Below are 17,259 nucleotides of genomic sequence, written 5' to 3' on the forward strand. Positions count from 1 at the left end.
GGCGTTCGGCCGGGCGGCCGGGCGGCCGGGCGGCCGGGTGGTCGGGCGGCCTTGCGGCCCTGGGCGGCCTCGCGGTCACGCCGCCGCCGCACCGCCCGCTTGACCCTGACACCGTGTGAGGCCGTGTCGTGGAGCCATCATGTTCACCATCGGAGACTTCGCCCGGCACGGCCGCGTGTCCGTCCGCATGCTGCGCCACTACGACGCCGTCGGACTGCTGCGGCCCGCCCACGTCGACCCGTTCAGCGGCTACCGGTTCTACGAGGCCGGCCAGCTGGCCCGGCTCAACCGGGTCATCGCGCTGAAGGACCTCGGCTTCACGCTCGACCAGGTGCGGTCGATCGTGGACGACGAGGTCGGCGCCGACGAGCTGCGCGGGATGCTGCGGCTGCGGCGGGCCGAGCTGGAGGAGGCGGTCGCCGCGGCCACCGCCCGGCTCGGGCAGGTCGAGGCGAGGCTCCGGGCCATCGAGAGCGAGGGACACATGTCCACCCACGACGTCGTCGTCAAGAGCCTTCCCGCCGTGCGGCTGGCCGAGCTGAGCGCGGTCGCCGCCAGCTACCAGCCCACCGACATCGGCCCCGTGGTCGGCTCCCTGTACCAGGAGCTGTGCGCCCGTCTGGAGGCCGCCGGGGTCACCGGCTTCGGCCCGGCCCTCACCTACTACGAGGACGCCCCGGACGGTGACGGGGCCGTCCGCGCCCACGCGGGCATGATCGTCCCGCCGGGGGCGACCGCCCCGGACGTGGACTTCGTCGAGCTGCCGCCCGTCGAACGCGCCGCGACCGTCATCCACCGCGGGCCCATGGAGGACGTGGTCTCCACGTACCAGACGCTCACCGCCTGGACCGCCGCCCACGGCCACCGCTCCACCGGCTACGCCCGCGAGCTGTACCTGGAGTCCCCGGACGACCGCACCCGCTGGGTCACCGAACTCCAGGAGCCGCTGGCCGACTGAGCGGCGCCGGGCCTCCGCGGCCGGGCGCCGGTCCGGCCCGGAGGCCGCGCTGGTCCGGGGGAGGCCGCGCCGGTCCGGGGGAGGCCGCGCCGGCCCGGCCCGGAAGCCGCGCGGCCTGTGGCCGCCGAGCACCCTGTGGCCGTCGGGCACCCTGTGCCCGTCGTGCGGTCCATGGCCGTCGCACGCCCTGTGGCCGCCGCGCCGCCGGACGGGCAGGTCCGGGCCGCCCGGCTAGGAGGCCAGGCGGCGGCCCAGGGCGCGCAGGCGCGGGGAGCGGCGCAGGGCCCGGCGGGCCAGGGCGCGTGCCGTGCGGTTGCCCGAGGCCGCCAGACCGCCCGGCAGGCCCAGGGCGGTGAGCCGGCGGCGGCGGAAGTACCGCGCCACGTGCGCCGGGTCGGCGCCCGCCAGGTGCCGCTCGGCCACCGGGCGCAGGTCGGGGCGCACCCGGGGGCGCATCGCGTACCCCACCGCCCCGACCAGCGCCTCCACCTCGGCGTCCACCCGCCGCACCGGCCCGGCCGCGCCCGCGTCCAGGTCGGGCAGGAGGACGTCGGCGAGGGTCACCGGCACCCGGTTGCCGTTCTCGTACGGGGTGAGCCGCTCCAGCAGCATCCCGGTGCCGGTCCGCGCCACCGGGATGCCGTGGAAGCGGGCGGCCGTGAACAGCGCCGTGGAGAAGCACCCCGCCACCAGGTCGGGCCGCGCCCGCCGGAACACCACCTCCGCCAGGACGGGCCGCTCCAGCACCGTCAGCTCCGCGCCCCGCTCCCGCGCCTCCCGCTCCAGCGTCCGCGACCAGGACGGCGGGGCCACCGGGTGCGGCTTGAACACCAGCCGCCGGTGCCCGAGCGCGACCGCGCCCCGCACCATCCGCACGTGCAGCTCCTCCTCCTCGGCGGGGGAGAGGATGTCCAGCGCGGCGAGGTACTGGCCCAGCAGCAGCGCACCGCCGCCCCCCTCCGGCACCTCGGGCGGCTCCCCGGACGCGGCCAGCTCGTCCAGCACCCCGGTGAACGCGCCGTCCGGCACCACCACCGGCTCGGCGCCGTACTCCGCCAGCAGCAGCGGGCGCAGCCCCGGTACGAGATCCGGGTGCAGCACCCGCCGCACCCGCTCCCCGACCAGCGGGTCGAGCCGCACCCGCGTCGGGCCGTACGTCATCAGGCCGTCCGCGTACACGTCCAGCGGGGCGTCCTGGAAGACCTGCGCCAGCGCCAGGGCGGGCGCCACCTGCAGCGACTCCACCACCAGCTCCACGTGCCCCGCGCCCAGCCCCCACAGCAGCCGCAGGTACCGCTCCCACAGCGGCACGTCGTCGGGGCGGGGGGTCCAGCCCGCCGGGTGCAGCGGCGCGACGGCCTCGTTCCACGAGCGCACCTCGTCGAACCGGCCGCGCAGCCGCTCGAAGCCCGGCATCCGGTCCGGCGGCAGCGCCGCCTCCGGCACCGCCGAGTTGTCGGCGACCAGCAGCACCCGCCGCCCGGCCGCCGGGAGGAGCCCCGCGTCGAGGGCGGCGGCGAGCGTCGCCGCGCCGTACAGGCTGGAGGCGTACAGGAGCTGGACCGTCATGCCCGCACCCCCGCGCCCACCAGGGCGGGCCGCCGCCGCAGCCTGCGCAGCACGGCCGCCCGCCGCGGGTCCATCCCGTCCAGCGCCTCCGCCAGCGCGTCCTGCGGCATGCGGCGCAGCGCCGCCGCGCTCCACGCGCGCAGCTTCCGCGCGACGACCGGTTCGTAGCGGTCGGAGGCGCCCACGTGGTGGGCGATGATCGCGCAGTAGGTGCGCACCGCTTTCGGCATCAGCAGATCCGCTTCCGGGTCGTTTCCGGTTTCCTCGAGTACCTGGTCGAAAGCGCGGATGAAATCCAGTTGGCGGATGTCCCCGATCTGGGTGAGGGACGAGGCGACGCCGCGCCGGTAGAAGATTCCCGGCATTCCCCCGGCCACCGCGAAGGATTCCGCCTCGCGGTGCAGCCGCCAGATCCACGGGCGGTCCTCCGCCGTGCGCAGCCCGTCCGTGAAACGCAGCAGCCCGCGCTCCGCGAGCCGCCGGTGGTACATGCCGGCCCACGCGTACGGGTAGTCGACCGAGGTCGACCGGTCGGCCGGCAGGATCGCGTCGCGCGGTCGCAGTACCTCGCCCCGGCGGCCCACCGGGACCCGCTGCAGCGACCGCTCGCGGCCGGTGCAGCGGACATGGTCCGTACGGACGAAGTCGCACCCCAACTCCTCGATGACGGACAGGACTTGCGCGTAGTGGCCGGGTGCCAGCCAGTCGTCCCCGTCGAGGAAGGCGAGGTACTCGCCGCGCGCCGCGTCCAGGCCCGTGTTGCGGGCGGTCGCCAGCCCGCGGTTGCGTTCGTGCCGCAGCAGCACCGCGCCCGGCACCTCCCGCACGGCCCGGCGCAGGATCTCCGGCGTGCCGTCCGTGGAGCAGTCGTCGACCAGCAGGAACTCGAAATCGTCGCGGGCGTTGGCGCGCAGGCTTCGGAGGGCGTCGGGCGCGTATCTCTGCACATTGAAGAACGGCACGACGACGGAGAGCTTGACCACCCGCCGGAGATTAGGCGGCGGGCCCCGCATTCCTTTCGACGGCGGAAGGGATGCGCGGTGAACAGTGGGCGGCGCGGTGCTGAACCGGACGGCCGCCGGACGCTGTTCACCGTTTGTTGCGGTCGAGTTGGGCCGCGCTGCGAAAGGGATTCCTAACGTCCTCGGCGTGCCTTCGCCCACACTCCGGATCGCCGTCGTGGCGGATTCCGACACCCGCTGGAAATGGGGCGCGCTCACCGCGCGCCGGATCGCCCCGGCCCCGGCCCCGCCGCTGTCCCCCGCCCCTTCCCCGGCCCCGCTGCCGTCCTCGTCCCCCTCGTCCTCGTCCTCGCCCCCGTCCCCGTCCTCGGCCTCGGCCCCGCTGCCGCACGGCGCGGCGGCCGGTCCGGCGCGGGCGGGCGCAAAGGAGGCCGCCGGCCCGGTAGGGGCCGGTGGGGAGGGGGCGGGCGCGGACGGGGCCGGCGCCCCGGGGCCGGACGCCGTCGTCACCGGGTACGTGCTGCGCGGGCGCGCCACGCCGACCGCGCGGCAGCTCGCCGAGGCCGGGCTGGGCACGCCCCGCGAGGTGACGGGCGCGGAGTTCCTGCGGGCGGTGCGGGAGGAGGCGTACGACGTGGTCGTGCTCGCCCTCGTCGGCGGCGCCGTACAGGCGATGCTCCACGGGCTGGCCGCCGCGGCCCCGCGCCGCCGCCCGGTCGTCGTCACCGGATACGTGGGCGTCGTCTACGAGAAGCTCGCCGACGGACTGCTGCTGCGGCACGGCGCGGACCTGGTCCTGGCGAACTCCCCGTACGACGCCCGCCGCTTCCGGGCCGTGTACGAGGGCGTCGGCGCCGACCCCTCGGCCGTCGTGCGGGCCGCGCTGCCCTTCCTCGGCGGGGCGCCGCACCGGCCGGTACCGGGGCGGCACACCGTCGTGTTCGCCGCCCAGCCCTCGGTGCCGGCGACGCGGGCCGACCGGATGTACCTGCTGCGCCGGCTGGCCGGCCACGCGCGGCTCCACCCGGACCGCGAGGTGCTGCTGAAGCTCCGCTCCAAGCCGGGCGAGCACACCACGCACATCGAGGAGCTGCCGTACCAGAGGCTCGCCCGGAGCCTGCCCCAGCCGCCCAACCTGCGCCTGGTGTACGGGAACATGGGCCGGGTCCTGGACGTCACGGACCTGCTGGTCACCGTCTCCTCGACGGCCGCCCTGGAGGCCCTGCACCGGGGCGTGCCGACCGCCGTCCTCACCGACCTGGGCGTGCGCGAGGCGCTCGGCAACCACCACTTCATCGGCTCCGGCCTGCTCACCTCCTGGGACCGCCTGGACGCGGGCGACGAACCGGTGCCGGACCCGGCGTGGCTCGCCGACCAGGGCGTGAGCCCGCCCGCGCCGGGCGGCCCGGCCCCGGACGCCGTCGCGGCGGGCGGCGGCGCGGACGACGCGTTCGCGGAGGCCCGCGCGCGGGTGGCCGCGCTGCTGGCGCGCGACACGCTGCCGCCGATCGCGCCGTACTACACCCGCGCCTCCGCCCCCGGCTACCTCCCCGGCATCCTGGCCCGCCACCGCCTGGACGCCTCCGGTACGGAGCCGGTGCCCGGCGTGCCCGGCGCGCCCGGCACGCGGGCGGGGCGCGGGGCGGGCCGGGTGCGCCGGGTCCTGCGCGACGCGGCGCGCGAGGCGGCGCGGGGCGCGTACCGGCACGGCGTCCAGCACGTGGCGCCCGTCATCCGCCGCCTGGGGGAGCTGTGACGGCCCCGCGCACCGTCCTGGCGGTGATCCCGGCGCGGGGCGGCTCCAAGGGCCTCCCCGGCAAGAACCTCGCCCCGGTCGGCGGCGTGCCCCTGGTCGCCCGCGCCGTGCGGGCCTGCCTGGCGGCCCGGCGGGTCACCCATGTGGCGGTGTCCACGGACGACCCGGAGATCGCGGCGGTCGCGTCGGGCGCCGGCGCCGAGGTGGTCGCCCGCCCGGCCGCGCTGGCCGACGACACGGCGACCAGCGAGGCGGCCCTGCTGCACGCGCTGGACGCCCACGAGGCCCGGCACGGCCGCCCCGCCGACGTGGTCCTGCTGGTCCAGTGCACCAGTCCGTTCGTCACGCCCGGCGACGTGGACGGCGTGGCGGCGCAGGTACTCGACCACGGCGCCGACACCGCCCTGACCGTCGCCCCGTCCCACGGCTTCCTCTGGCACGAGACCTTCCCGACCGGCACCCCGCCCCGGCCCCCGGCCCCGAGCCCGCACACGGCCGCGACCGCACCCCCGAGCCCGCACACGGCCGCGACCGCACCCCCGCCCCAGCACACGGCCGCGACCGCACCCCCGCCCCAGCCCGCACCCCCGCCCCAGCCGCCCACCCCCGTCCCCCACGCCGAAGGCGTCAACCACGACAGGGCGCACCGCCCCCGCCGCCAGGACCGGCGCCCCGAGTACCTGGAGACGGGCGCCGCGTACGCCATGGAAGCCGCCGGGTTCCGTACGCACGGGCACCGCTTCTTCGGCCGCACCGCCCTCGTCCCCACCGACCCGGCCCGCGTCCTGGAGATCGACGACCCGCACGACCTGGCACGCGCCCGCGCGCTGGCGCCGCTCCTGGACCCGGTGGACACCCCGACCCGCGCCGACGTCGACGCGGTCGTCCTCGACTTCGACGGCACCCAGACCGACGACCGCGTCCTCGTCGACTCCGACGGCCGCGAGCTGGTCGCCGTCCACCGGGGCGACGGCCTCGGCGTGGCCGCGCTGCGCCGCGCCGGACTGCACCTGCTGATCCTCTCCACCGAGAGGAACCCGGTCGTCGCCGCCCGCGCCCGCAAGCTGCACGTCCCCGTCCTGCACGGCATCGACCGCAAGGACGCCGCCCTCAAGCACTGGTGCGAGGAGTACGGCGTCGACCCCCAGCGGGTCCTCTACGCGGGCAACGACGTCAACGACCTGCCCTGCCTGGCCCTCGTCGGCTGGCCGGTCGCCGTCGCCGACGCCCACGCCGCCGTACGGGCCGCCGCCCGCGCCGTCACCACCGCGCGCGGCGGCGCCGGAGCCGTACGCGAGATCGCCGCCTGGCTCCTGGGCCCCGCCCTGGACACCACCGCCCACCCCCCGCCGCCCGGCACCCCGTCCCGCCTCCCGCAAGGAAAGCGACCATGAAGCACCAGCCCACGCGCACCCTCGGCAGCCGCACGGTCGGCCCCGACCACCCCGTCTACGTCACCGGCGAGATCGGCATCAACCACAACGGCGACCTCGACAAGGCCCTCGCCCTCGTCGACGCCGCCGCCGACGCCGGCTGCGACGCCGTGAAGTTCCAGAAGCGCACCCCGGAGATCTGCACGCCCCGCGACCAGTGGGACATCGAGCGCGACACCCCCTGGGGCCGCATGACGTACATCGACTACCGGCACCGCGTCGAGTTCGGCGAGACCGAGTACCGCGCCATCGACGAGCACTGCCGGGCGCGCGGCATCGCCTGGTTCGCGTCCCCGTGGGACACCGAGGCCGTCGCCTTCCTGGAGAAGTTCGACCTGCCCGCCCACAAGATCGCCTCCGCGTCCCTCACCGACGACGAGCTGCTGCGCGCGGTCCGCGCCACCGGCCGTACCGCGATCCTGTCCACCGGCATGTCCACGCCGCGGCAGATCCGGCACGCCGTCGAGGTGCTCGGCTCCGAGAACATCCTGCTCTGCCACGCCACCTCCACCTACCCGGCGAAGGCGGAGGAGCTGAACCTCCGCGTCATCGAGTCCCTGCGCCGCGACTACCCGAACATCCCCATCGGCTACAGCGGCCACGAGACCGGCCTCCAGACCACCCTGGCCGCCGTCGCGCTCGGCGCGGTCTTCGTGGAGCGGCACATCACCCTCGACCGCGCGATGTGGGGCTCCGACCAGGCGGCCTCCGTCGAGCCGCAGGGCCTCACCCGCCTCGTCCGCGACATCCGCACCATCGAGGCGGCCCTCGGCGACGGGGTGAAGCGGGTGTACGACTCGGAGCTGGCGCCCATGAAGAAGCTCCGCAGGGTCCTGGCCCCGGCATGACCCCGACCCCGCCCCGGCCCCCCGCCGCCGGCCCCCCGCCCGAGCCGCCGACCCCGGCCCCGCCCCCGCCGCCCGCGTCCCCCGGCCCCACCCCCACCCCCGTCGTCGCCCTGGCGGAGAGCCCCGTCCAGGTCCTCAACGTCCTGGAGTGGCGGTACGCCCACCCCGGCGGGGGCGACGGACCGCTCACCCTGGTCGTCCTCCCGCCGACCGACCCCATGTCGCGCGGCCAGTTGCGCCGCATGGCGCAGCTCGCCCGCGACGAGGACGTCACCGTCCGCTGGCACGACGCGCGGGGCGGCGCCGCGCGGCGCGGCGGCCCCGTCCGCACGCTGCGCGACCTCGCGCCGCTGCTGCGGGGGGCCGACGGGGCCGGCCACGTCCTGGTCGGCGACCCGTTCTCGCGGTACGTGCAGCTCCTGCTCGGGGCGTTCCCGCCGCGCCGGGTCACCGTCGTCGACGACGGCACGGCGACCATGGAGTACGCGGCCCAGCTCTCCCGCGGCGAGCGCCTGGTGCGCTGGCACCGGCGGGGCAGCCTGGGCCCGCGCGAAGCGGCGCTGGCCCCGCTCACCGCGCTGGCCCGCCGCAGGCTGGCGCCGGGGCGGCGCCGCACGGTCGAGATCTTCACGGCCCTGCCGGTCGAGGCGCCCGAGGGTACGGTGGTGAGCGGCAACCGCTTCGCGTGGACGCGGGCCCGCTTCGGCCCGCCCCGGCTCACGGCGGGCGCCGATCTGGTGGGCACGTCGCTGGTGGAGACCGGCGTGGTCGACCCGGACCGGTACGTGGAGGCCGTGGCCGCCCTGACGGCGGCGCACGGCGTGACCCGCTACTTCGCGCACCGCCGCGAGAGCGTCACGAAGCTGCACCGCATCGCCACCACGACGGGGCTGGAGATCGTCCGCCCCGAGCTGCCGCTGGAGCTGATCGCGCGGCGCGGCCCCCTCGGCCGTACGGTGCTCAGCTTCCCGTCGACGGTCGTGCACACCCTCCCGGCGGCCCTCGCCGGCACGGGCGTCACGATCACCGTGTGCGACGTGGCGCCGGAGTGGCTGCGCGCGGGCGCCCCGCCCAGGGCGCGCGGCTTCCTCGCGGCGGTGACGGAGACGGCGCGCACGGCGCACGGACTGTCACTGACCGGGGCGCGACTCCGGAGCGCGGTCGACTGTTAACCCTTGTTAACGGTCCGGGCCCGGACCCGCCCTGGATGATCGATCGGCGACCGAAATGCGTGAGCTTACCCACTGCCGACCCCCCTCATGCCCGGTCAACGAGGTTTCTTTCCCTCTAACGGGCTGAAGTTTTGTAGATCACACGTAAGTTGAGGGGCAAAGACGCCTACCCTGTGATGGGTGAACAAGTTGATGTCCCGCGAGCCCGAAGCCGACGTCCCCGACGAATCCTCCCTCCCTGGTGTGCTGCCCGAGGCACTCTTCACCGAGCTGGTCGCCTTCCGCCGGGATTTGCACATGCACCCGGAGCTGGGCAACCAGGAGTTCCGCACCACCGCCGCGCTCAAGGCGCGGCTGGAGGCCGCCGGGCTGCACCCGCGGGTCCTCCCCGCCGGCACCGGACTCATCTGCGACATCGGCACCTGGGACGGCCACCGCCCCATGCTGGCGCTGCGCGCGGACATCGACGCCCTGCCCATCCCGGACACGAAGGCCGACTGCCCGTACCGGTCGACCGTCCCGGACCGCGCCCACGCCTGCGGCCACGACGTCCACACCACCGTCGTCCTGGGCGCCGGGCTCGTCCTCGCCGACCTGCACCGCCAGGGTCTGCTGCCCCGGCCCGTGCGGCTGCTCTTCCAGCCGGCGGAGGAGGTGCTGCCCGGCGGCGCCGTCGACGCGGTCGCGGCGGGCGTCCTGGACGGGGTCGGCCGGATCATCGCCGTCCACTGCGACCCGCGGGTCGACGCCGGCAGGATCGGGCTGCGCGTCGGACCCATCACGTCCGCGTGCGACCGCCTGGAGGTGACCCTCGACGGCCCCGGCGGCCACACCGCCCGCCCGCACCTGACCACCGACATGGTCACCGCCGCCGCCCGCGTCGCCACGGACGTCCCGGCCGTCCTGGCCCGCCGCATCGACGCCCGGTCCGGGCTGGTCCTCACCTGGGGCCGCATCGAGGCCGGCCACGCGCCGAACGTCATCCCCCAGCACGCCGAGCTGGGCGGCACGGTCCGCTGCCTCGACATCGACGCCTGGCGCGGCGCACCCGACCAGGTGTACGCGGCGATCGACGAGGTCGCGACCCTGCACGGCGCCAAGTCGCAGATCAACTACGTCCGGGGGGTCCCGCCGGTCGTCAACGACGAGGTCGTCACCGGGCTGCTCCGCGAGTCCATGGAGCGCCGCCGGGGCCCGTACTCGGTGGAGGACACCGAGCAGTCCCTGGGCGGCGAGGACTTCTCCTGGTACCTGGAGCACGTCCCCGGCGCGATGGCCCGCCTCGGCGTGCGCAACCCGTCCGACACCACGCACCTGGACCTGCACCGGGGCAACTTCGACGTGGACGAGTCCGCGATCAAGGTCGGCGTCGAACTGTTCACGGCGGCGGCCCTCATCGACGCGGGCGGCGCGTAGCACCTCCCCGCCGGGCGGTGCCGCACCGCCACGGCAGCCGTACGGCGGAGGGGGTCCACCCGCGGTGGGCCCCTCCGCCGTGTCAGGCAACGGTGTACTCGGCGTCCCCGAAGTCCGCCACCACCCGCAGCCTGCCGCCCAGCGCCTCCACGTAGGCCCGGAGCGTCGCCACCTCGGTGCGGTCCGCCGCACCGTGCTCGATGGCGGAGACCCGCGGAGCGGACACGCCCATGCTGGACGCCACGTCCCGCTGCGTCAGCGACTGCTCGCGCCGGATCTCCGCGAGCCGGTACGCGCGGACCTCGGCCCTCAGCCGCTCCATGTCCGCCCGCTTCTCGTCCGCGGAGCGAACCGGCAGGCCCGCGGCCTCCCGGCGCGCGCGCATGGCGCGCTTCGTCTCCTCCCAGCCGACGGTGCTCATTCGTACTCCCTGGTGTCGAGTTCCGCGAGGTGCTCCCCGTAGCGCTTCTCAGCGAGTGGGATGTTGCTGTCATACCAGCGCTGCCGGCTCCCGGCCTTGTCCCCGGCGAGCAACAGCACAGCTCGTCGTACCGGGTCGAAGGCGAACAGGATGCGTACCTCGCTCCTTCCGGACGAGCCGGGCCGCAGTTCCTTCATGTGGTGCTGCTCGGAGCCCCTGATCCGGTCGACGAGCGGCCGACCGAGCGTGGGCCCGAACTCCGCAAGAGCGTCGATGGCGTCCTCCACTTGCCGGGCGCTCCGTCCATCGATGACGGCCAGCTTCTCCAACCATGCTGAGACCTCTGCGACGAGGACCACTTCCCATTGACCCGTGCCCTCGAAGTTAACGCAAGCGTTAAGCCTTGATGTTGTGATCCGTGTGCTTCCCTCGATAGGGGGATACGCCTCGCGGGGCGCGCGGTGTCGCTTGGCGGGAGGGCCGCGGGCTTTCCGGGCCCCGCGGCTCTGGTGCGGTGCCCCACCCCCGCCCCTTGGCCGGATCCCGTCGCCGCCCTCCTCGTGGGGAGCCCCGGTCGCCGGCCGTCGCCGGGGCGACAACCCGTGGTCGGCGGGACACGCTGGGGTGACCCCGTACCGTGGGAACCCTGCCGGAAGGGGGCCTGCGGGCGGCCTGTTCGCGACGAATCGATAACGGCTTCCGTACAGGGCTTTATCTGACATCTACGCGCGTTACGATCGCCCGCGAAACCAGCGCCGGAAGAGGCGCTTCGGTCAGGTCGAAGGAGCCCCCCTTGCGCCGGATCACCAGGATCGCCACCGCGGGTATCGCATCCGCGGCGCTCGCGCTCAGCGTGACCGCTTGTGGCAGTGACAAGAAGTCGGACACCGCCGGCGACGCGAAGGGCGGCAAGGCCGCCATCGCGTACGACATCGGCGGTCGCGGCGACCAGTCGTTCAACGACGCCGCCTACGCCGGTCTCGCGAAGGCCGAGAAGGAATTCGGCATCAAGGGCACGGAGGCCGAGCCCAGCGAGGGCGAGGGCGACCCGGACAAGGTCCAGCGCCTCACCTCGCTCGCCCGTGCCGGCAACAACCCGGTCATCGGTGTCGGCTTCGCCTACGCTCCGGCCATCGCCGAGGTCGCCCCGAAGTTCCCGGACACCACCTTCGGCCTGATCGACGACACGTCGAAGACCGGCAAGAACATCGCCAACCTGGTCTTCAACGAGGAGCAGGGCTCCTACCTGGCCGGCGTCGCCGCCGCCAAGGTGACCAAGTCGAACACGGTCGGCTTCATCGGCGGTGTCGAGACCCCGCTCATCAAGAAGTTCGAGGCGGGCTTCGTCCAGGGCGTGAAGGACACCAACAAGAACGTCAACGTCAAGGTCCAGTACCTGACGCAGCCGCCGGACTTCGGTGGCTTCTCCAAGCCCGACCTGGGCAAGGCCGCCGCGCAGGGCCAGATCGACGCGGGTGCCGACGTGGTCTACGCCGCCGCCGGCCTCGCGGGCTCCGGCTCCATCGAGGCCGCCGCCAAGGCGAAGAAGTGGGCCATCGGCGTCGACTCCGACCAGTACAAGCAGTCGGGTCTCGCCGCGTACAAGGAGTACATCCTCACCTCGGTGACGAAGGACGTCTCCGGTGCGGTGTTCAACCTGATCAAGTCGGTCCAGGACGGCAAGCCGCAGAGCGGCGAGGTCCGCTACGGCCTCGACGCCAACGGCGTGGGCCTGTCCACCTCGAACCCGGCCTTCACCGAGATGACCGAGGTCATCGCCGCGGTCGACAAGGCCAAGGCCGACATCGCCGCCGGCACGATCAAGGTCAAGACCGCCCCGTAACCCGGTCACGCGGTCAGGGCCCGGTCCAGGGGTCCGGACGGGCGGTGTCCCACCGCCCGTCCGGACCCCGGATCACGTCCTGGCCAAGGGTTGTGGCATCAGGGATCGCTACGCGCGTAGAAGCCTCTCCGGCGCGATAACTTCGGCCAGACCAGAGCCCGCACGAGCCCCACAAGAGCCCCACCCGAGCACACCCGAGCACGCGAGAGCCCAACGAGAGCCCGCCGAGCCCAGCCGGGCCCCCAGCAGGTCCCTCCGCCGCCCACCCGCCGCTCACCGAAGCCGTACAGCAAGTCCCGAAGCCCCGCCGTGCCCGCCCGTCCCCCGCTTCCTTCGCTCCTTTCTCGCCAAGGAGAGTGCGTCATCAACGCGTCCAGCCCCCCCGCCGTGGAACTGCGCGGCATCACCAAGCGCTTCCCCGGCGTCGTCGCCAACCACGACATCGACATCACCATCCGCAAGGGCACGGTCCACGCCCTCGTCGGTGAGAACGGTGCCGGCAAGTCGACCCTGATGAAGATCCTCTACGGCATGCAGAAGCCGGACGAGGGCACCATCACCATCGACGGCGAGCAGGTGTCCTTCGCCAGCCCGGCCGACGCCATCGCCACCGGCATCGGCATGGTCCACCAGCACTTCATGCTGGCGGACAACCTGACGGTGCTGGAGAACGTCGTCCTCGGCAGCGAGAAGCTGTACGGCATCGGCTCCCGCGCCCGCGACAAGATCATGGAGATCTCGGACGCCTACGGGCTGAACGTCCGCCCCGACGTGCTCGTCGAGCACCTCGGCGTCGCCGACCGCCAGCGCGTCGAGATCCTCAAGGTCCTCTACCGCGGCGCCCGCACGCTCATCCTGGACGAGCCCACGGCGGTCCTCGTCCCGCAGGAGGTCGACGCGCTCTTCGACAACCTGCGCGAGCTGAAGGCCGAGGGGCTCACGGTCATCTTCATCTCCCACAAGCTGGGCGAGGTGCTGTCCGTCGCCGACGACATCACCGTCATCCGGCGCGGCACGACGGTGGGCACGGCCGACCCCAAGTCCACCACGCCCAAGCAGCTCGCCGAGCTGATGGTCGGCAGCGAGCTGCCCTCGCCCGAGACCCGCGAGTCGACGGTGACCGACGTGCCGATGCTCCGGGTCGAGAACCTGCGCCTCGCGCAGACCGACCCCGACGGCGTCGTCCGCGAGGTCCTCGGCGGGATCGACTTCACCATCCACAAGGGCGAGGTCCTCGGCATCGCCGGCGTGGAGGGCAACGGCCAGACCGAGCTGATCGAGACCCTGATCGGCATGCGCGTCCCCGACGGCGGCGTGATCACCCTGGACGGCGCGGACATCTCCCGCACCCCCACGCGCAAGCGCCGCGAGGGCGGCATCGGCTACATCCCCGAGGACCGCCACCGGCACGGCCTGCTGCTGGAGTCCCCGCTGTGGGAGAACCGCATCCTCGGCCACGTCACCGAGGCGCCCAACAGCCGGCGCGGCATCCTCGACCCGAAGGCGGCCCGCGCGGACACCGAGCGGATCGTCCGCGAGTACGACGTGCGCACCCCCGGCATCGAGGTCACCGCGGCGTCCCTCTCCGGCGGCAACCAGCAGAAGCTGATCGTCGGCCGGGAGATGAGCCACCGGCCGAAGTTCCTGATCGCCGCCCACCCCACCCGCGGGGTGGACGTCGGCGCGCAGGCGCAGATCTGGGACCAGATCCGGGAGGCGCGCCGCGAGGGTCTCGCGGTGCTGCTGATCTCCGCCGACCTGGACGAGCTGATCGGGCTCTCCGACACCCTGCGGGTGATGTACCGCGGCCGCCTCGTCGCGGACGCCGACCCCGCCACGATCACCCCCGAGGAGCTGGGCTCCGCCATGACGGGCGCCGCCGCCGGGCACCTTGAGCACAACCACGACGCGGACGGTGAGGGCCGATGAAGAAGTTCGACAAGGACAAGGTGCTGCTGGGCATCGCGGGCCCCGCGCTCGCGCTGGCCGTCGCCTTCGTCCTCACCACGCTCGTCCTGCTCGTGTCGGGCCTCGACCCGATCGAGCCGTACAGCCTGATGGTGCAGGAGGCGGAGTACCCGGACATCCAGGTCCTCATCCTCAACCAGACGGGCACGTACTACCTGGCCGCCCTGGCCGTGGCCATCGGCTTCCGGATGAACCTGTTCAACATCGGCGTCGACGGCCAGTACCGCCTCGCGGCGATGCTCGCCGCCGTCGTCGGCGCCTCCGTGGAGCTGCCCGGTCCGCTGCACGTCCTGCTGATCGTGCTCGTCGCGGTCTTCGTCGGTGCCTTCTGGGCCGGCGTCGCCGGCTTCCTGAAGACCACCCGCGGGGTCAGCGAGGTCGTCTCCACGATCATGCTGAACGCCATCGCGACCAGCCTCATCGCGTGGATGATCCTCCCCGCCAACCTCGGCGAGCAGGTCGCCGGCTCCAACGACCTCACCACCGGCATCATCCCGGAGTCCGGGTGGATGACCGGCCTGGCGGTCGAGGGCGGCAACATCTACGGCTTCACGTTCGTCGCCTTCGCGCTCGGCGTCGTCTACTGGTTCGTGCTGGGCCGCACCCGCTTCGGCTTCGACCTGCGCGCCACCGGCGCCAGCGAGTCCGCCGCCCAGGCCAGCGGCGTGGACGCCAAGAAGATGGTGCTCACCGCCATGCTGATCTCCGGCGGCGTCGCGGGCCTCACCGGCCTGCCCCTGCTCCTCGGCCAGACCCACACCTACAGCCTGGCCTTCCCGGCCGGTGTCGGCTTCACGGGCATCACCATCGCCCTGCTGGGCCGCAACCACCCGGTCGGCCTCTTCTTCGCCGCGCTGCTGATCTCCTTCCTGCAGAAGTCGTCCGCCTCCCTGGACCAGTACGGCTACCCGAAGGAGATCACCACGATCATGCAGGGGCTGATCGTGATCGCCGTGGTCGTGTCGTACGAACTCGTCCGGCAGTACGGGCTCCGCCGGCAGCAGCGCAAGGTGGGCGAGGAGCTCGCCGCCCAGGCCCGCAAGAACAAGGAGGACGTGGCGGCATGAGCGAGTCCACGAGCACGGTTACCCCCGCGGCCACCGCGCCGCGGAAGGGCGGCGGGCGCCGCAAGCTGTCCCTGCCCGTCATCCTGCTGATCATCGCGGCCGGCCTCGCGCTGTTCTCGCTGGTCCGGATCGTCAGCGGCGCCGACGACCTGACCTCGGTCGGCCAGGTCTCCGGCGCCCTGCAGCTCGCCGTGCCGATCGGCCTCGCCGGCCTCGGCGGCCTGTGGGCCGAGCGGGCGGGCGTGGTCAACATCGGCCTCGAGGGCATGATGATCCTCGGCACCTGGTTCGGCGCCTGGGCCGGATACCAGTGGGGCCCGTGGACCGGTGTCGTCATGGGCCTCGTCGGCGGCGCGCTCGGCGGGCTGCTGCACGCGGTCATGACGGTGACCTTCAACGTCAACCACATCGTCTCCGGTGTGGCCATCAACATCCTCGCCCTGGGCGCCACCCAGTACCTGTCGGACTTCACGTTCGCCGAGGCCCCCGGCGGCTCCTCCAAGCAGTCCCCGCGCATCGAGGCGATCGACCGGATCACCGTCCCCGGGCTCTCCGACTGGCTCGCCGACCTCCAGGCGCAGCACTGGTTCTTCGTCTCCGACCTGGCCGGCGTGCTCGGCGGCCTGGTCACCAACCTGTCGCTGCTCACCGTGGTCGCGCTGCTGCTGGTCCCCGCCACCTGGTGGATCCTGTGGCGCACCGGCTTCGGCCTGCGGCTCCGCTCGTGCGGCGAGAACCCGGTCGCCGCCGAGTCGCTGGGCGTCAACGTCTACAAGTACAAGTACATCGCCGTCCTGGTCTCCGGCGCCCTCGCGGGCCTCGGCGGCGCGTTCCTCGCGATCGTGTCGACCGGCATCTACCAGGAGGGCCAGACCGGCGGACGCGGCTTCATCGGCCTCGCGGCGATGATCTTCGGCAACTGGATGCCGGGCGGCCTCGCCCTCGGTGCCGGCCTGTTCGGCTTCACCGACAGCCTCAAGCTGCGCGGCGGCGCCGAGAACGTCCACGCCATGCTGCTCCTGCTGGCGATCCTGCTGGTCCTGGCGGTCTTCTGGACGCTGTACAAGAAGAAGTACGTCGCGGCGGCCGTCTCCGCCGTCGCCTCCGCCCTGCTCTTCTTCTGGTACGCCATGACGGAGACGCTGCCCAGCCAGTTCGTCGACGCCGCGCCGTACGTCACGACGCTGCTGGTGCTGGCCCTGTCCGCGCAGCGGCTGCGGATGCCCAAGGCCGACGGCATGCCGTACAAGAGGGGCCAGGGCAAGTGACCGGCACCCCGGAGCCGCCCTACGACTGGGAGGCCCTGCGCGCCGCGGCACGGGACGCGATGTCCCGCGCGTACGCGCCGTACTCGGGCTACCCGGTCGGGGCGGCGGCCACCGTGGACGACGGCCGCACGGTCACCGGCTGCAACGTGGAGAACGCCTCGTACGGCATCGGCCTGTGCGCCGAGTGCGGGCTCGTCTCCCAGCTCCAGGCCACGGGCGGCGGACGGCTCACGCACTTCGTGTGCGTGGACGGCCGCGGCGAGACGCTCGTGCCCTGCGGGCGCTGCCGCCAGCTCCTGTACGAGTTCGGCGGCGGGGGACTGCTGCTGGACACCCCGGACGGGGTGCGGACGCTCGACGAGATGCTGCCGCAGGCCTTCGGCCCGGCGCACCTCTCCTGACCGCCCGGCCGGGTGGCCGCGCGGACCGCGTGACCACCCGGCCGCACCGGCCATGTGACCACCCGGCCGCACACCGGCCGTGTGACCACCCGGCCGCACCGGCCGCGTGTCCGTGCGGCCACGGGCCGGGCCCGCGCCGGTCCCGGCCCGGCGGCGGCGCCCTCCCCCTCCACGAAG

Annotated in this window: 15 protein-coding genes; 11 read left to right on the forward strand and 4 right to left on the reverse strand. The window is 74.0% G+C overall.

All coding sequences use genetic code 11. From position 1 onward, the window contains the following. The first annotated feature begins 139 nt into the window (after positions 1-139). The gene (locus CP974_RS19200) at positions 140-958 is read left to right on the forward strand and encodes a MerR family transcriptional regulator (RefSeq protein WP_031134646.1); all 819 of its coding nucleotides are present in this window, start codon (positions 140-142) and stop codon (positions 956-958) included. Between the two features lie 231 nt (positions 959-1,189). Here CP974_RS19200 and CP974_RS19205 read toward each other — a convergent pair whose 3' ends face one another. Both CP974_RS19205 and CP974_RS19210 read right to left on the reverse strand, forming a co-directional pair. Then, a complete protein-coding gene (locus tag CP974_RS19205) occupies positions 1,190-2,527 on the reverse strand; it encodes a polysialyltransferase family glycosyltransferase (RefSeq protein ID WP_031134644.1) in 1,338 nt (445 codons plus the stop codon). After that, entirely contained in the window at positions 2,524-3,510 is a 987-nt protein-coding gene (locus tag CP974_RS19210) for a glycosyltransferase family 2 protein (protein WP_031134642.1), read from the reverse strand. The genes CP974_RS19205 and CP974_RS19210 overlap by 4 nt, the downstream gene beginning before the upstream one ends. A 166-nt stretch (positions 3,511-3,676) precedes the next feature. Here CP974_RS19210 and CP974_RS19215 point away from each other — a divergent pair, with 166 nt between their 5' ends. From CP974_RS19215 to CP974_RS19235, 5 genes are all read left to right on the forward strand, one after another. Then, positions 3,677-5,245 (forward strand): DUF6716 putative glycosyltransferase, encoded by a 1,569-nt coding sequence (locus tag CP974_RS19215; protein ID WP_223844597.1) that lies wholly within the window; start codon positions 3,677-3,679, stop codon positions 5,243-5,245. Further along, positions 5,242-6,639, forward strand: a complete 1,398-nt coding sequence (locus CP974_RS19220; RefSeq protein ID WP_150485833.1) for an acylneuraminate cytidylyltransferase — start codon at positions 5,242-5,244, stop codon at positions 6,637-6,639. The genes CP974_RS19215 and CP974_RS19220 overlap by 4 nt, the downstream gene beginning before the upstream one ends. Further along, positions 6,636-7,526 carry an N-acetylneuraminate synthase family protein gene (locus tag CP974_RS19225; protein WP_031137228.1) on the forward strand — a complete coding sequence of 297 codons (891 nt, stop codon included), beginning with the start codon at positions 6,636-6,638 and terminating at the stop codon, positions 7,524-7,526. Before CP974_RS19220 ends, CP974_RS19225 begins: the two co-directional genes overlap by 4 nt. Then, positions 7,523-8,698 (forward strand): hypothetical protein, encoded by a 1,176-nt coding sequence (locus tag CP974_RS19230; protein WP_223844596.1) that lies wholly within the window; start codon positions 7,523-7,525, stop codon positions 8,696-8,698. Before CP974_RS19225 ends, CP974_RS19230 begins: the two co-directional genes overlap by 4 nt. Positions 8,699-8,890: 192 nt before the next feature. Beyond that, positions 8,891-10,114: a M20 family metallopeptidase gene (locus CP974_RS19235; RefSeq protein ID WP_031133208.1), complete on the forward strand. Its 1,224-nt coding sequence runs from the start codon at positions 8,891-8,893 to the stop codon at positions 10,112-10,114. 82 nt (positions 10,115-10,196) lie between these two features. On the opposite strand, the gene CP974_RS19240 is transcribed toward CP974_RS19235, so the two are convergent. After that, the gene (locus CP974_RS19240; RefSeq protein WP_031133210.1) at positions 10,197-10,535 is read right to left on the reverse strand and encodes an XRE family transcriptional regulator; all 339 of its coding nucleotides are present in this window, start codon (positions 10,533-10,535) and stop codon (positions 10,197-10,199) included. Next, positions 10,532-10,894: a type II toxin-antitoxin system RelE/ParE family toxin gene (locus CP974_RS30360; protein ID WP_031133212.1), complete on the reverse strand. Its 363-nt coding sequence runs from the start codon at positions 10,892-10,894 to the stop codon at positions 10,532-10,534. Before CP974_RS30360 ends, CP974_RS19240 begins: the two co-directional genes overlap by 4 nt. A gap of 434 nt (positions 10,895-11,328) precedes the next feature. Here CP974_RS30360 and CP974_RS19250 point away from each other — a divergent pair, with 434 nt between their 5' ends. The 5 genes from CP974_RS19250 to CP974_RS19270 all read left to right on the forward strand — a co-directional run bounded on the left by CP974_RS19250 (position 11,329) and on the right by CP974_RS19270 (position 17,082). Continuing rightward, positions 11,329-12,378: a BMP family lipoprotein gene (locus CP974_RS19250; RefSeq protein WP_031133214.1), complete on the forward strand. Its 1,050-nt coding sequence runs from the start codon at positions 11,329-11,331 to the stop codon at positions 12,376-12,378. A gap of 387 nt (positions 12,379-12,765) precedes the next feature. Continuing rightward, positions 12,766-14,307, forward strand: coding sequence for an ABC transporter ATP-binding protein (locus CP974_RS19255; protein ID WP_031133216.1), 1,542 nt, complete (start codon positions 12,766-12,768; stop codon positions 14,305-14,307). Next, entirely contained in the window at positions 14,304-15,413 is a 1,110-nt protein-coding gene (locus CP974_RS19260) for an ABC transporter permease (protein WP_031133219.1), read from the forward strand. The genes CP974_RS19255 and CP974_RS19260 overlap by 4 nt, the downstream gene beginning before the upstream one ends. Beyond that, on the forward strand, positions 15,410-16,681 hold the full coding sequence (locus tag CP974_RS19265) for an ABC transporter permease (protein ID WP_031133221.1): 1,272 nt from the start codon (positions 15,410-15,412) through the stop codon (positions 16,679-16,681). The genes CP974_RS19260 and CP974_RS19265 overlap by 4 nt, the downstream gene beginning before the upstream one ends. Next, positions 16,678-17,082 (forward strand): cytidine deaminase, encoded by a 405-nt coding sequence (locus CP974_RS19270; protein WP_031133223.1) that lies wholly within the window; start codon positions 16,678-16,680, stop codon positions 17,080-17,082. The genes CP974_RS19265 and CP974_RS19270 overlap by 4 nt, the downstream gene beginning before the upstream one ends. Positions 17,083-17,259 lie beyond the last annotated feature (177 nt).

Source organism: Streptomyces fradiae ATCC 10745 = DSM 40063 (assembly GCF_008704425.1).
Lineage (GTDB): Bacteria > Actinomycetota > Actinomycetes > Streptomycetales > Streptomycetaceae > Streptomyces > Streptomyces fradiae.

Bases quoted from the DNA above. Each gene is read 5' to 3' on its own strand.
- CP974_RS19265 (WP_031133221.1), top strand. From the start codon at position 15,410: ATGAGCGAGTCCACGAGCACGGTTACCCCCGCGGCCACCGCGCCGCGG.
- CP974_RS19235 (WP_031133208.1), top strand. From the start codon at position 8,891: ATGTCCCGCGAGCCCGAAGCCGACGTCCCCGACGAATCCTCCCTCCCT.
- CP974_RS19230 (WP_223844596.1), top strand. From the start codon at position 7,523: ATGACCCCGACCCCGCCCCGGCCCCCCGCCGCCGGCCCCCCGCCCGAG.
- CP974_RS19200 (WP_031134646.1), top strand. From the start codon at position 140: ATGTTCACCATCGGAGACTTCGCCCGGCACGGCCGCGTGTCCGTCCGC.
- CP974_RS19260 (WP_031133219.1), top strand. From the start codon at position 14,304: ATGAAGAAGTTCGACAAGGACAAGGTGCTGCTGGGCATCGCGGGCCCC.
- CP974_RS19225 (WP_031137228.1), top strand. From the start codon at position 6,636: ATGAAGCACCAGCCCACGCGCACCCTCGGCAGCCGCACGGTCGGCCCC.
- CP974_RS19205 (WP_031134644.1), bottom strand. From the start codon at position 2,527: ATGACGGTCCAGCTCCTGTACGCCTCCAGCCTGTACGGCGCGGCGACG.
- CP974_RS19240 (WP_031133210.1), bottom strand. From the start codon at position 10,535: ATGAGCACCGTCGGCTGGGAGGAGACGAAGCGCGCCATGCGCGCGCGC.